14 protein-coding genes are annotated in these 14,152 nt (G+C 56.9%); 12 read left to right on the forward strand and 2 right to left on the reverse strand.

Translation table 11 applies throughout. The features are described from left to right. The first annotated feature begins 105 nt into the window (after nt 1–105). The 5 genes from AC2FIP_RS00990 (at nt 106) to AC2FIP_RS01010 (ending at nt 5,381) form a co-directional block, all read left to right on the forward strand. Nucleotides 106–777: a hypothetical protein gene (locus tag AC2FIP_RS00990; protein WP_142633066.1), complete on the forward strand. Its 672-nt coding sequence runs from the start codon at nt 106–108 to the stop codon at nt 775–777. A 38-nt stretch (nt 778–815) separates the two neighbouring features. After that, complete coding sequence (locus AC2FIP_RS00995; RefSeq protein WP_496784863.1) at nt 816–2,138, forward strand: PQQ-like beta-propeller repeat protein; 1,323 nt, start codon at nt 816–818, stop codon at nt 2,136–2,138. Nucleotides 2,139–2,186: 48 nt separating this feature from the next. Next, a complete protein-coding gene (gene der / locus AC2FIP_RS01000) occupies nt 2,187–3,650 on the forward strand; it encodes a ribosome biogenesis GTPase Der (RefSeq protein ID WP_142633070.1) in 1,464 nt (487 codons plus the stop codon). Between the two features lie 165 nt (nt 3,651–3,815). After that, the gene (locus AC2FIP_RS01005) at nt 3,816–4,802 is read left to right on the forward strand and encodes a fatty acid desaturase (RefSeq protein WP_496700554.1); all 987 of its coding nucleotides are present in this window, start codon (nt 3,816–3,818) and stop codon (nt 4,800–4,802) included. Nucleotides 4,803–4,841: 39 nt separating this feature from the next. After that, nucleotides 4,842–5,381, forward strand: coding sequence for a helix-hairpin-helix domain-containing protein (locus tag AC2FIP_RS01010; protein ID WP_496693379.1), 540 nt, complete (start codon nt 4,842–4,844; stop codon nt 5,379–5,381). A 57-nt stretch (nt 5,382–5,438) separates the two neighbouring features. Here the strand turns inward: AC2FIP_RS01010 and serS are convergent, their stop codons facing one another. Both serS and AC2FIP_RS01020 read right to left on the reverse strand, forming a co-directional pair. Further along, nucleotides 5,439–6,731 (reverse strand): serine--tRNA ligase, encoded by a 1,293-nt coding sequence (serS, locus tag AC2FIP_RS01015; RefSeq protein ID WP_496695872.1) that lies wholly within the window; start codon nt 6,729–6,731, stop codon nt 5,439–5,441. A 72-nt stretch (nt 6,732–6,803) separates the two neighbouring features. Continuing rightward, on the reverse strand, nt 6,804–8,465 hold the full coding sequence (locus AC2FIP_RS01020; protein ID WP_496784865.1) for a mechanosensitive ion channel family protein: 1,662 nt from the start codon (nt 8,463–8,465) through the stop codon (nt 6,804–6,806). A 202-nt stretch (nt 8,466–8,667) separates the two neighbouring features. Between AC2FIP_RS01020 and yajC the strand changes: the two genes are divergently transcribed. From yajC to ccmB, 7 genes are all read left to right on the forward strand, one after another. After that, complete coding sequence (gene yajC, locus AC2FIP_RS01025) at nt 8,668–8,955, forward strand: preprotein translocase subunit YajC (RefSeq protein WP_142633080.1); 288 nt, start codon at nt 8,668–8,670, stop codon at nt 8,953–8,955. 33 nt (nt 8,956–8,988) lie between these two features. Next, the gene (secD, locus tag AC2FIP_RS01030; RefSeq protein ID WP_496784867.1) at nt 8,989–10,650 is read left to right on the forward strand and encodes a protein translocase subunit SecD; all 1,662 of its coding nucleotides are present in this window, start codon (nt 8,989–8,991) and stop codon (nt 10,648–10,650) included. A 1-nt stretch (nt 10,651) separates the two neighbouring features. Further along, on the forward strand, nt 10,652–11,626 hold the full coding sequence (gene secF / locus AC2FIP_RS01035; RefSeq protein ID WP_496676195.1) for a protein translocase subunit SecF: 975 nt from the start codon (nt 10,652–10,654) through the stop codon (nt 11,624–11,626). Continuing rightward, nucleotides 11,619–12,365 (forward strand): TSUP family transporter, encoded by a 747-nt coding sequence (locus AC2FIP_RS01040; protein WP_496784869.1) that lies wholly within the window; start codon nt 11,619–11,621, stop codon nt 12,363–12,365. Before secF ends, AC2FIP_RS01040 begins: the two co-directional genes overlap by 8 nt. 9 nt (nt 12,366–12,374) lie before the next feature. After that, entirely contained in the window at nt 12,375–12,728 is a 354-nt protein-coding gene (locus tag AC2FIP_RS01045; protein WP_142635082.1) for an Mth938-like domain-containing protein, read from the forward strand. Nucleotides 12,729–12,841: 113 nt separating this feature from the next. Further along, nucleotides 12,842–13,456 (forward strand): heme ABC exporter ATP-binding protein CcmA, encoded by a 615-nt coding sequence (ccmA, locus tag AC2FIP_RS01050; RefSeq protein ID WP_142633088.1) that lies wholly within the window; start codon nt 12,842–12,844, stop codon nt 13,454–13,456. Further along, nucleotides 13,453–14,109 carry a heme exporter protein CcmB gene (gene ccmB / locus AC2FIP_RS01055; protein WP_282021834.1) on the forward strand — a complete coding sequence of 219 codons (657 nt, stop codon included), beginning with the start codon at nt 13,453–13,455 and terminating at the stop codon, nt 14,107–14,109. Before ccmA ends, ccmB begins: the two co-directional genes overlap by 4 nt. Nucleotides 14,110–14,152: the final 43 nt, after the last annotated feature.

Here is a 14,152-nt window from a genome sequence, read left to right on the forward strand (position 1 = left end):
GTATCCGCAGGTGGGGGAATTGTATGAAATCGTACCCTTGGCTTGGCAATGGCAGCGGGGTATGACATTGCCCAATATCACAGAACACAAGCCCGGGGAGCAGGGATGAGCGACGTCGACAGTTTCATTGATGAGGTGACCGAAGAGGTGCGCCGCGACCGTCTGTTCTTGCTTTTGCGCCGTTGGGGTTGGGTTGGCGTAGTGGCGGTTGTTCTGATCGTTGGTGGTGCCGCGTTCAACGAACTGCGCAAAGCGCGCGCAACCAGTCAGGCACAGGATCTGGGAGATGCGATTCTGGCCGCTATGGCACAGAATGAGTCCGCCGATCGTGCCGATGATCTTGCCTTGGTACCTGCACCAACACCCGGTGGAGATGCGATTGTAAAGATGCTGCTTTCTGCCTCGCAGACCGAAATCGAGTCCGGGCAGGGCGCTGTTGAGAGTCTGAACGCCATTGCGGTTCAGGGTGATCTGCCTGAAATTTACCGGGCCATCGCGACCTTCAAGGCTTTGCTGCTGCAAAGCGAGACAATGCCGGTAGCAGACCGGCGTCAGCAATTCGAAGCGCTGGCCGTGCCGGGAGCCCCATTGCGGTTGCTGGCAGAGGAGCAACTGGCACTGATCGAAGTGTCCGAAGGTCAAGTCGATGCCGCCATTTCCCGTTTGCAGGCAATGCGGCAGGACGCTGAAATCGGCGTAGATCTGCAGCAACGTGCAACACAGTTGATTGTTGCGCTGGGTGGTGAACCGGAACCGCTGGTCGCACGGCAAAGCTGAACCGGTAGAAAATAAATGACAGGCAAGTTCGGAGTATCATGGTGATTAGTCTCTTCCCCCGTATTGGGTTGCCGGTCGCGGTTGTTTCCCTGACATTGCTGGCGGCTTGTCAGGAGCCCGAGGTCATCCTGCCCGGAGCTCGTGAGGACATCCGACCCACATCCGACAATGAAACGGTTGAGACCCAGGGGGCAAAGCCAATCAGCCTTCCTGCCCAGACGGCCAATGCCAACTGGTCACAAAGCCCGGGAACCGCTGCGTATCGGACGACAAATGCCTCTTTGCGCAATACGCCGCAGAAACTGTGGTCAACGTCGATCGGTGATGGAGATTCGCGCAAGCAGCGCATCACGGCCGAACCGGTCGTTGCAGGTGGCTTGATCTACACGCTGGATTCCGGAGCGACCGTTTCAGCGGTCTCACCGCAGGGGCAGGTTGCCTGGAGTACAGATCTAATCCCTGGCACCGACGGGGATTCAGATGCAACTGGCGGTGGATTGGCCTATGCTAATGGCGTTCTTTATGTGTCTTCTGGTTTTGGTCGCCTGACCGCTCTGGATGGCAAAACCGGTGCCATTCGTTGGCAAAAGCGCCTGAATGCTACGGGCAGCGGCTCACCTCTGATCAATGATGGCCTGCTGTATCTTGTCGCCGGAGATGAAATCGGATGGACGATTGATACAAAAGATGGGCGCATCCTCTGGCAGGTTCAGGGCACCCCCAGCGTTGGCAATGTGTTGGGCGCGCCTGCGCCGGTGATTGCCTCGGATTTCTCGGTGTTTGCATTTGGCTCGGGCGATATAGCTGCGACCTTCCGCAGAGGTGGTATTCGCCGCTGGAACGCGTCGGTTGCTGGTGGGCGTCGCGGGCGCGCCGCAGCGCAGATCGTTGACGTAACAGGCGGTCCGATGGTGGTCGGCGATACCATCTATATCGGCAACCATTCAGGCCGCACCGTGGCTTTCGATTCCACTTCGGGTGAGCGGAGATGGACCGCGGATGAAGGCGCCGTTGATACGGTTTGGCCGGCTGGAAACAGCATCTTCCTGATTAGTGATCGCAGTCAGTTGGTGCGTCTGGATGCCTCGGATGGCTCGATTGTGTGGGCGCAGGACTTGCCTGGATTCGTCAAGGACAAGCCTGGTCGGCGTGGCGCAATCTATGCGCATTACGGGCCGATCATGGCTGGTGGGCGTATCGTTGTTGCATCGAACGATGGTTATCTAAGGTTCTATAACCCGCTCGACGGCACGCTGGTTCACCGCGTCGAGGTTCCCGGCGGTGCCACTACGGCGCCAGTTGTTGCCGGGCAAACCTTGTACGTCGTTTCGACCAAAGGTGAACTGCACGCTTTCCGTTGACGACAAGATGCGCTAAAGGGCGCGTCTGAGTCTTGAAAGTTGAGTAACATGTCCCTGACCCTCGCTATCGTGGGGCGCCCCAATGTGGGCAAATCCACTTTGTTCAACCGCCTTGTCGGCAAACGACTGGCATTGGTCGACGACCAGCCAGGTGTTACGCGCGATTTGCGCGAAGGCGAAGCGCGTCTGGGCGATCTGCGCTTTACCGTTATTGATACGGCGGGTCTTGAGGATGCGACAGACGACAGCCTTGAAGGCCGGATGCGACGCCTGACCGAGCGCGCCGTGGACATGGCTGATGTGTGCCTGTTCATGATCGACGCGCGTGTGGGGTTGACGCCCACAGATGAGATGTTTGCCGAGATTCTGCGCAAACGATCGAAACACGTGATCCTTGCGGCCAACAAAGCCGAAGGTTCGGCGGCTGATGCCGGTGTGCTCGAAGCTTATAATCTGGGTCTGGGCGAGCCGGTCCGCCTGTCGGGTGAACATGGCGAGGGGATGACCGATCTTTACGCACATCTGATGCCTCTGGCGGATGCTGCTGCGGAAAAAGCGATCGAAGAAGCGCCCGTAACTGATATCGAGCTTGATGAAGACGGCGAAGCCGTAACCCCGTTGATCACCGACGCCAAGCCGTTGCAAGTTGCCGTTGTTGGTCGCCCGAATGCCGGAAAATCCACCCTGATCAACAAGATCGTTGGCGAAGATCGCTTGTTGACCGGACCCGAGGCCGGGATCACACGCGATGCAATAAGCCTGCGGATCGACTGGGCCGACCCCGAGGGTGAAAGCACGCCGATGCGGATCTTCGATACGGCGGGGATGCGCAAAAAAGCCAAGGTACAGGAAAAACTTGAGAAGCTTTCTGTTTCGGATGGTTTGCGTGCAGTAAAATTTGCCGAGGTTGTGGTGGTGTTGCTGGATGCGGCGATTCCGTTTGAACAGCAGGATCTGCGCATCGCGGATCTGGCCGAACGCGAGGGCCGAGCCGTCGTTGTCGCCATTAACAAATGGGATATCGAAGAGGACAAGCAGGAAAAACTGCGCGATCTGAAAGAATCGTTCGAACGTCTTCTGCCTCAGTTGCGCGGCGCGCCACTGGTCACGGTTTCGGCCAAAACAGGGCGGGGGCTTGAGCGCCTGCGTGCTGCTATCCTACGCGCCCATGATATCTGGAACCGGCGTGTACCGACTGCAGCTTTGAACCGTTGGTTGATCGCTATGCTGGAACAGCACCCGCCGCCAGCGCCGCAGGGTCGCCGGATCAAGCTGCGGTATATGACACAGGCCAAAACCCGCCCCCCTGGATTCGTGGTTATGTGTTCGCACCCCGACAAGATGCCTGAAAGCTATAACCGTTATCTGGTCAACGGCCTGCGTGAGAGTTTCGATATGCCCGGGACCCCCATCCGACTGACCTTGCGCGGGCAGGGAGACAAGAACCCTTATAAGGGACGGCGTAAGAAAAACGCAGGTGCCTTGGCCAAACATTTGAAGGGACGCGCGTAACTGCGCCAATCTGTTGCATTTTTCATCTCGGGGCGTGACAGCCCTTTGATGGCGCGCTAGCATTCGCTGGCGCGCTTTTGTTTCCAAGCGTGTCGCTTGTTTGCGGGAAGACCGCACCCATTTTTAGAATCACATTGCAACGGGCCATTGTGGGGAGCCGACGGAATGGATTTGAGAGAATACACACGTCAATACGCGGTTCAGGACAATGGATTGGCCGCGATCAGCTACTTTGGGACTTTCGCGGTCTATTTCTCATCGTTGGCATTAGCCATCATCTATGTGGACCGCTGGTACGTCATGATGCCTGCCGGGGTGGTTTTCGCGTTTTCCGCTGTTCGCCTTTACGTGCTGCAGCACGATTGCGGGCATCATTCGCTATTTGAAACGCGTGCACAGAATGAATGGGCAGGGCATGGGCTTTCCCCGTTCACTTTCGCTCCATTCGAAGTGATGAAGCAAAACCACAACCTGCATCATTCCGGCATCGGCAATCTGGAACATCGTGAGACCGGCGAAATTCATACCATGACCGTGAGGGAATGGAATGCGGCGAACTGGTGGTCGCGGCTGTATTATCGCCTATACCGCAACCCGTTTGTGCTGGTACCGGTCGGAGCACTGTTTACTTATTTCATTCGCTACCGCTGGCCCAAGAATACGGTGCGGTTCGGCGTCAAAGGCGTGCTGCTGCACAACCTGTCGATCCTGATTTTCCTGGGCCTGCTGTATCTGATCGCCGGTGCGACCGGTATTTTGGTTTGGGTGGCCTTTTCCTTCCTTGGCGGGATGCTGGGAGTTTTCTTAGTCTATCTTCAGCATAATTTCGAAGACACATACTGGGACCGTCGCCCAGATCTGGATCCGAAATTGGCCGCGCTGCAGGGGTCGTCGGCGCTGGATTTCGGCTGGTGGTTTGATAATGCGGTGGCCTGCATCACATTGCACGACATACACCACTTCAACGCGCGCATCCCGTCTTACCGGCTGCGGGAATGCCACTATAACCTGCCGTCCGAATATACGCCGCGCCGGATCAAATTCCCCGAGGCGGTAGCGGCTTTGAATCTGAAACTTTGGGATGAGGACACCAAACGGCTTGTGCCTTTCCCTCCTAAGGATCAATCCCGGGGGCTGGCCCATAGCAGCTAGCCGGTATTCCGGCCCGATGTGAGAAGGAAAGGAACTCTGATGACCGCAGTGACCGATGTAAAGGGTGTAGGCGAGGTGCTTGGGCAAGCGTTGATTGCCAATGGCTTCAAGACCGCAGAAGACCTTGCGAGCGCGAAACCCGCAGAGCTCGTCAAAGTTCCCCGCATTGGTGTGGCACGGGCACCGGTTCTTATAGCGGCGGCGAAAGCAGCTGTTTCAGCCAAAACCACGACTGCGCGCGCGGCATCCAAGCGCCCAGCTGCTCGGAAGGGCGTTACTGCCGCCGCCCGGAAGCGGGCTGAGGAAACCGCCCAGAAGGCTGCTGAAGAGAAAGCCGCTGCTGAAGCCAAAGCGCGAAAAAAGGCCAAGGCAAAAGCCAAGGCTGAGAAAGCTGCCAAAAAGCTGCTGGAAATGGAGGCCGCATTCTCAAAGGCAAAGGACAAGGTGAAAGCCAAAGCCAAAAAGGATAAAAAGTCCAAAAAGGACGACAAGAAAAAAGATCAAAAGAAACAGGACGCCAAAGAGAAAGTCGGCAAGAAGAAGAGTAAGAAAAAAGATAAGAAAAAGGCGAAGAAGTAGACCTCCTCCACCTTTTGATTTTCTCAGGACCGGCGCAGTTGGTTAGCGCCGGTTTTCTTATACCAGCGTGCCGTCCCGCTGTAAGGTCAGTTTACCGCCAAGATAGGGGGCCAGAACCTTGGGCAAGGTCACGGTACCATCTGCGTTCTGACCATTTTCCAGCACGGCGATCAGGCAACGACCGACAGCCAGACCAGAGCCGTTCAGTGTATGGACGTATTCCGGTTTGCCACCCGCTTCGGGGCGGAACCGCGCGTTCATGCGGCGGGCCTGAAAATCACCACAAGTCGAGACCGAGCTGATCTCGCGATAGGTATCCTGTCCGGGCAACCACGCCTCGATGTCATAGGTACGGCGCGCGCCAAAGCCCATGTCGCCCGTACACAGGATCACGGTGCGATAGGGTATGCCCAATTTTTCCAGAATACCTTCGGCGCAGCGTAACATGCGCTTTTGTTCCTTATCCGATTTGTCCGGATGGGTGACCGAGACCATCTCGACCTTTTCGAACTGGTGCTGGCGCAGCATCCCACGGGTGTCTCTGCCAGCGCTGCCAGCCTCGGACCGGAAGCACAGGGAATGCGCGGTATAGCGGCGAGGCAGATAGCTTTCTTCGATCAGCGTTTCATTGACGATATTGGTCAGCGACACTTCGGAGGTCGGGATCAGCCACCAGCCTTCACGGGTCTGATAGCTGTCTTCGCCAAACTTCGGCAGTTGCCCGGTGCCCTGCATCATTTCGGAGAGAACCAGAACCGGGCCGTTGACCTCGGTTAGTTCGTTTTCGTTGATATGTGTGTCCAGCATGAACTGCGCCAATGCGCGGTGAATGCGGGCTACGCCACCGGACAGCAGCACAAAACGCGAGCCGGACAGTTTCGCGGCGGTCTCAAAATCCATACCGGTCTGGACGGCTTCGATCTCAAAATGCTCTTTGGGCGCAAAATCCAGCGTGGGCGGAGTGCCCCAGCGGTTGACTTCGACATTGTCGTTTTCATCCGCGCCTTCGGGCACATCTTCGGCGGGCAGGTTGGCGATGCGGATCAGTTGATCGGTCAGAAGGGCGTCCAGATCCTTGGCCTCGGTCTGCATCTGGGCAATCTCTGCCTTTTTCTCAGCGACCAGCGCGCGCAGGCGCTCGAACTCGACCTCATCGCCACGCCCCTTGGCCGCGCCCACCTCTTTAGAGGCCTTGTTCTGTTCAGCCTGAGCGGTTTCGGCGGCTAAAATCTTGGCACGGCGGCTTTCGTCCAGGCGCAACAGGTCCGACGACACCGGCGCGTCCCCACGGCGCGCAAGGGCGGCGTCGAAAGCGGCTGGGTTTTCGCGTATGGCGCGGATGTCGTGCATGGTTCAGGTCCTTAAATGCGTGAATCACTGAACCTGCTTATGCACCATATGAAAGGCAGGGTGTAGCACCGGTTACGACTTATCCGTTCCCTCGTGTGCTTCATGTGCCAGATGGCCATCCCAGCCTTCAGAGGGGATTTTCGGCTCGGGTGGATCGGCGATGTAAGACGGGGTCATAATCTGCACATTGTTCTCATTGAACACAGCCACAATATTGCGATGCAGGTCTGACCGAATTTTCGGGATGATGCTGCCCCGCGTAGTATAGCCGTTGATCTGATAATTGATCGCATAGTCGGCCAGAGCGGTCCACAAAACGAATGGTTCTGGCTTTGCCTTGATTGCCTTTGTTCGGCGCGCGGCTTCGATCAGCATCGCTTCGACCTTCTCCGTAGGCTCCTCATAGCCGATACTAACAGTCGTATGCAGCAACAGCCCGCTACCATCTGTTTTCTTTGAAAAATTGATCACATCCGAATTCATCAACTGCGCATTTGGGATCGAGATCAACTCGTTCTTGATCGACTTCAGGTGGGTCTCCATCAGCTTGATCCGAACAACGTCGCCGATGTGGTCACCGATCTGGATGCGGTCACCGATCGAGGTTGAGCGGCGGTAGATCACGAACAGCCCGGCCAACATGTTCGAAACAACCGAATTCGCGCCCAGTGACAGCATCGCGCCCACCAGAATGGTCAACCCCTGAAACGCTGCAGAATCCGAGCCGGGGATATACGGAACGGCAAACACCAAGGCGATAAGGATGACCAGCACACGGGCAATGTTGAATGTCGGGTTGACCCAATGGCTTTCAAAATCGCCCAGTTCGAACGTGCCGGCTTCGACCGCGTCAAAGAAGACGCGCATCCCCTTGATAATATACATCGCCAGCCAGGCGATCAGCGCCAGCATGATCAGGTTGGGGATATAGCTGACCACCCCTTTGAAGATCAGCAGAACCGGTTCGGTCAGATAGGTCAGCAACAGCTGCGCAAAGTACCGGGTCTCGGCAAAGGCCAGCAGGACAAAGGACAGGTAGTAGTAAAAGCCCAGAAAGAAGACGACCAGCAATATGAAGTTCAGACCGTAACTGACGAGGGCTGCAATGGCTTCGGCTTGAACGCTTTTGGCTGTTGCCGTTTCCACGTCCTTCAGATGGCGCGATACGAATTTCAGCGTACGCCGTCTGATGCGCCGGTGCAGCCACAGAATAAAGGCGATGAATACGGCAAACCCCAGCGTCCAGCCCAAAGCCTCAAGCGCGCCGGATACGCGCGCCTGTTCGGTTCGGTTTGCGCGGTAGGCGACAATCGCATCATGGATGGCCGAGCCATGGAGATAGGTGATGACGTCCAGCTCCATCTGGTCCATTTCGGCATCGGCGACGGTGACCGTCGATACCGGCACGCCATCAACCAGAATACGCGTGCCCAGTTCCGTATCCTCATAAGTGACAGTAACTTCGGGATTTTCCGAGGACAGGGCCACTTGGATAATGTTGTTCTGAACGGTCTCGGCCCGTTCGGGCGCGGGCAGGGCGCTGGATCCGCGCAGGAAAAACAGGCTTTCGCCGTCGATGATGACCGGCGCTTTGAAATTCTCTGATTGTTCAGAGGTTTCAGGCGTTTCGATTGGCGCATCCTGTGCTAGCGCCATCGCTGTGCTGAACATAATCCAGACAAGCGCGAACCAGATGCGCGCAAGCGTGCCAAGCGTTTGGATTAATTGAATCATCGGTCCTCCTGCCGGCCAACTATATCCCAGCCGAGCCCGGATCAAAGGACCGATCTGCGACCCCGGCGTATTTCTTTGATCATTATGAGCCAATCATTGTAAAAACCTGTGCTGCCATTCCTTGCAAACAGGTGGTTCAGAGAATAGGTTCTCGCAAAATTTGCGGAGCATTTTCGCAGTACCAAACCAAAAGGAATATCCCATGGAAGGTGGCGCAATCGCCCAGTTTCTCCCGCTGATCCTGATTTTTGCGATCATGTATTTCCTGCTGATCCGTCCACAGCAGAAGAAAATGAAGGAACATCAAGCCATGGTCGAGGCCGTGCGCCGGGGCGATCAGGTCGTTACCCAGGGTGGGCTGATTGGTAAAGTGGCCAAGGTCAAAGAAGGCGATAACGAGATCGAAGTCGAAATCGCCGAGGGAGTCAAAGTCCGCGTGGTTAAATCGACCATTTCGCAGGTTCTGAACAAGACTGAGCCGGCGAAGTAACTTCGCGATATAATCCCTTGAAAAGGCAGGGTAATGCTGCAAATTTATACCTGGAAGCGGGTTCTGATCTGGCTGGTCTGCGTGACTGGCTTGCTGATGGCCCTGCCGAATGCGTTTTATACGCGCGTTGAACAATCCAATGACGCTAAGGCGGCGATCGAGCTTGGCGTCGACACCCCTGAAATGCAGGCCGAGGCGGCGCAATGGCCGAACTGGCTGCCGTCGTCGCTTGTCAATCTAGGGCTGGATCTGCGTGGTGGCGCGCATCTTTTGGCCGAAGTTCGGGTGGGTGACGTCTACGAATCCCGCATGGACGCCATGTGGCCCGAAATTCGGGATGCGCTGCGGGACGAACGTGCCACCGTGGGCACCATCCGTCGCCAGGACTCGGCGCCTGATGAGATTCGCCTTCGCATCAGTCAGCCCGAGGGCATGTCCCGCGCGCTGGAGGTTGTCCGCGGTCTGGCCCGTCAGGTGCAGACCCTCAGCGGTGTAGGGGCCACGGATATCGAGGCTCGCGCCGAAGGTGATACGATCATTGTGCAACTTTCTGAGGCCGAGAAGCTGGCCTCAGACGACCGCACCGTGCGTCAATCGCTGGAAATCATTCGCCGCCGGATTGACGAGGTGGGCACCCGCGAGCCGACCATCCAAAGGCAAGGCACCGACCGTATCCTGATCCAGGTGCCAGGTATCGGCAGCGCAGGAGAGTTGAAAGAGATCATCGGCACGACCGCGCAACTGACCTTTAACCCCGTCGTTGGGCGCGGAACCGACCCCGATGCGATAGCGGGCGTTGGCGAAGAGGTGGTGCCGTCGATTGACGAAAATGGCGTCTATTACACGTTGGATGCCGCGCCTGTTGTAACGGGCGAGGAACTGGTCGATGCGCAGCCCGCGTTTGACCAGAATGGCCGCCCGGCGGTGAGTTTCCGCTTTAACACCTCAGGCGCGCGCAAATTTGGTGATTACACGCTGGAAAACATCGGGGCACCCTTTGCCATCGTTCTGGATGACGAAGTGATCTCAGCCCCGGTGATCCAAAGTCATATCCCCGGTGGGTCTGGTATCATCACCGGTAATTTCACCGTTGAGGAAAGTACAAATCTGGCTGTCCTGTTGCGCGCAGGGGCACTGCCCGCCGGGCTGGAGTTTCTGGAAGAAAGAACCATCGGTCCCGAGCTGGGCCAGGACAGTATCGACGCGGGTAAAGTGGCAACCATCGTGGCCTTTGTCGCGGTGCTGACATTCATGGCGCTCAGCTATGGCCTGTTTGGTATCTTCGCCAATATTGCGCTGATCATCAACGTTGGCCTGTTGTTCGGTCTGCTTTCCCTGATTGGGGCGACGTTGACCCTGCCTGGGATCGCGGGGATCGTTCTGACGGTAGGTATGGCGGTGGATGCCAACGTACTGATCTTCGAGCGTATCCGAGAGGAACTGAAATCTGCCAAAGGTCCTGCCCGCGCGATTGAGCTGGGTTATGAAAAAGCGCTGTCGGCCATTCTGGACGCCAACGTGACCACCTTCATTACCGCTGTAATCCTGTTTGCTATGGGCAGCGGGCCAGTGCGCGGGTTCGCAATCACTTTGGGTCTGGGTATTCTGACCTCGGTCTTCACCGCGATCTTCGTGACGCGCCTGATGATCGTGATTTGGTTCGAACGCCGCCGTCCGAAAACGATCGAGGTTTGACATGAGACTGAAACTCGTACCCCAGAATACCTCGTTCGATTTCTTCAGTCGCTGGAAGATCTGGCTGGGTATCTCGGCCTTGATGATGATTGTCGCGTTTACGTCCTTCATGCTGCAGGGCCTGAACTTCGGCATTGATTTCCGTGGAGGGACCACCATTCGGACCCAAAGCGCGCAGGAAATCGATGTCGGCACATATCGTGACGCTATTGCGCCGCTTGGACTTGGCGACGTGACGATCACCGAGATTTTCGATCCGAGCTTCGGGCCAGATCAACATGTCGCGATGATCCGCATTCAGGCGCAGGATGATGCTGAGGCTGTCAATGCGGCCACGATTAAACAAATTGGTGAAGCTCTTGCCGCAGCGGACCCTGGGTTGAAACTGCCCTTCGAAAGCGTCGAATCTGTTGGACCCAAAGTCTCGGGAGAGCTTATCCAGACCGCCGTGATCGCGGTGGTGCTCGCCATTGGGGCGGTGCTTGTCTACATCTGGCTGCGGTTTGAATGGCAGTTTGCGCTGGGGGCTGTCGCTGCGCTGGTGCATGACGTCATCCTGACTATCGGCATCTTTTCCGAACTGCAGATCCGCTTTGATTTGGCGATCATCGCTGCGCTGCTGACCATCGTGGGCTATTCGTTGAATGATACGGTGGTCGTGTTCGACCGGGTGCGCGAGAACTTGCGGAAATACAAGAAAAAGGACCTAAAGGAGGTTCTGAACCTTTCGATCAACGAAACGCTCAGCCGGACAGTCATGACCTCTGTCACCACCTTGCTGGCGTTGATTTCGCTCTATGTTCTGGGCGGGGATGTGATCCGCGGGTTTGTCTTTGCTATGATCTGGGGTGTGATCGTAGGTACCTATTCGTCCGTCTTTGTGGCATCAACCATCCTTTTGTGGCTGGGCGTCAAGCGCGACTGGTCCAAGCCATCAAACACCTCTGGCAACCAGTTTGCCAACATCGATGCCTGAGTATTTTGGCCAGTCCCCCACAGGGCTGGCCATCATAGTATTTGCTGCCTTTCTTGGCGGTGTTGTGCGCGGCTTTTCCGGATTTGGGACCGCCCTGATTTTCCTGCCTATCGCAACCCCATTCCTTGATCCTTTCAAGGCGCTGACCTGCCTGACAATCATGGATATTCTGGGCCCGCTGCCCAACCTTCGCCGGGCCTGGCGCGAGGTCGACAGGGGTGATCTGGTCCGTCTGGTGGGAGGGTGCGCACTCGCTCTGCCATTGGGGCTGTGGTTGCTGACCACGGTCGATCCACATGTATTTCGCTATACCGTTAGCCTGTTGGCGTTTCTTATGCTGGCTATTCTGGTGTTCGGTCTGCGCTATCACGGTCATGTCAGCCGCAGAATGGTTTTGGGAATAGGAGGCGCTGGTGGGTTTTTGGGCGGTGTCGCGGGCCTGCCGGGACCGGCCGTTATCTTGTTCTATATGTCTCGACCTCTGCCCGTGGCCGTGATCCGTGCGACGATCCTGTTATACCTGTTCGCCTTTGATTTTCTGCTGCTCGGGTACCTGACTGGCATGGACCGTATCACGCTGCCTGCTGTGATATTGGGTCTGGCTCTGGCGGTCCCCAATCTAGCTGGTAATTGGCTGGGCGGTTGGATGTTCCGGCCCGAGCGGGAAAAGCTGTATCGTGCCGCTGCGTATCTGGCGATAGCGCTTGCAGCCTTGTCGGGCCTACCGCTTTGGGGCTAGATGCCTCCTATGCGTATGAATGAAATCTCTTATGACAATGCGGCCCCTGTTGACGGATATGGTCCTGGGTTTTTCCGCATCGGTGGTCAGGTCTATGACGGGTCGGTGCTGACCGGCCCGGCAGGATCAGCGAAATGGGGCGGGTACGACGACAGGGATGGTCTGTTGAAATTGGCGGGTCAGGTCGATGTGCTGTTTATCGGAACCGGCGCTGAGCTGGCCCATATTCCTTCTGATCTGCGCGCCGCCTTGGAAGATTCGGGGATCGGGGTTGAGATCATGAACTCTCCGTCCGCGTGCCGCACATACAATATCCTGTTATCCGAAGGGCGCCGTATTGCACTGGCGCTGCTACCGGTCTGATCGGATTCTTTTCCTCTGGCCTTGCGCTTAGATGCCACCCAAATACGTTGCTGTCGGTATGCTGCGGCAAATCCCGCCTTTTGCCTCTGACGGCAATAGGATAAGCGGGATCCATGACATTGACCGTGACCGACCTGTCGATCGCCCGAGGGGGCGTTCCTGTGCTGGAAAATCTCAGCTTTTCGCTGGAGCCCGGAAAGGCGCTTATCCTGCGCGGGCCGAACGGGATCGGTAAAACAACGCTGCTGCGAACGCTGGCAGGCCTGCAGCCTCCGCTTGAGGGGCAGATCGACGGGGCTGAGGACCGGATCGCCTACGCCTCACATTCCGACGGACTCAAGCCGACTCTGACCGTGGTGGAAAACCTGTCATTCTGGGCGCAGGTTTTCGGCAGTCACAGCATTCAACCGGCCCTGGACGCGTTTGCTTTGACTGAGCTGTCGGATCGCCATGCAGGCAATCTGTCGGCAGGCCAGAAACGTCGATTGGGGTTGGCGCGGATGTTGGTCACCGAACGACCCATCTGGATGTTGGATGAGCCCACAGTGTCGCTGGATAAGAATGCAGTGCAGATGTTTGCTGACGCGGTGCGCGCGCATCTGGGGCAGGGTGGGTCTGCCCTGATTGCCACCCATATCGACCTTGGTCTGGACGGAGAGGTCCTGGATGTGGGGCCCTACAAGGCTAAACCGAAACCTGTCGATGATCTCGACGGAGGTTTCCTGTGATCGCCCTGCTATTACGTGATTTGAAACTGGCCTTCCGTGCGGGCGGAGGGTTTGGCCTTGGCCTGGCGTTTTTTCTTATCGTCACCGTGCTGGTGCCTTTTTCAGTTGGCCCGCAATCCGCGTTGTTGTCCACGATTGCACCTGGCGTGCTATGGCTGGGGGCACTTTTGGCCTGTCTTCTGTCACTTGACCGGCTGCTTGCGCTGGATTGGGAGGACGGCTCGCTCGACCTATTGGCGACGGCGCCCCTGCCGTTAGAAGCGGTCGTAACGATCAAGTCTTTGGCGCATTGGCTGACTACGGGCTTGCCACTGGTTCTGGCCGCGCCCTTCCTGGGCGTTCTGCTTAATTTGCCTTTGCCCGGCTTTTTCTGGCTTGTCGTCTCACTATTGATTGGCACGCCCGCGATGAGCGTCATCGGAACCTTTGGTGCCGCTCTTACGGTCGGCTTGAAACGCGGCGGATTGCTGCTGTCGCTTCTTGTGCTGCCTCTTTATGTACCGACATTGATCTTCGGGGCCGAGGTCGCGCGCCGCGGGGCAACCGGAATGGAAACGCAGACACCCTTGTTGATGCTTGCTGGGATCACTGCGGCGACGATTGCCCTGTTACCTTTTGCCAGCGCCGCCGTGTTGCGCATTAACCTACGGTGACACAGTGTAACTTTGACGGATGTCAATTGAGAATGAACCCGAC

This window comes from Ruegeria sp. CDSB114, from assembly GCF_059611025.1.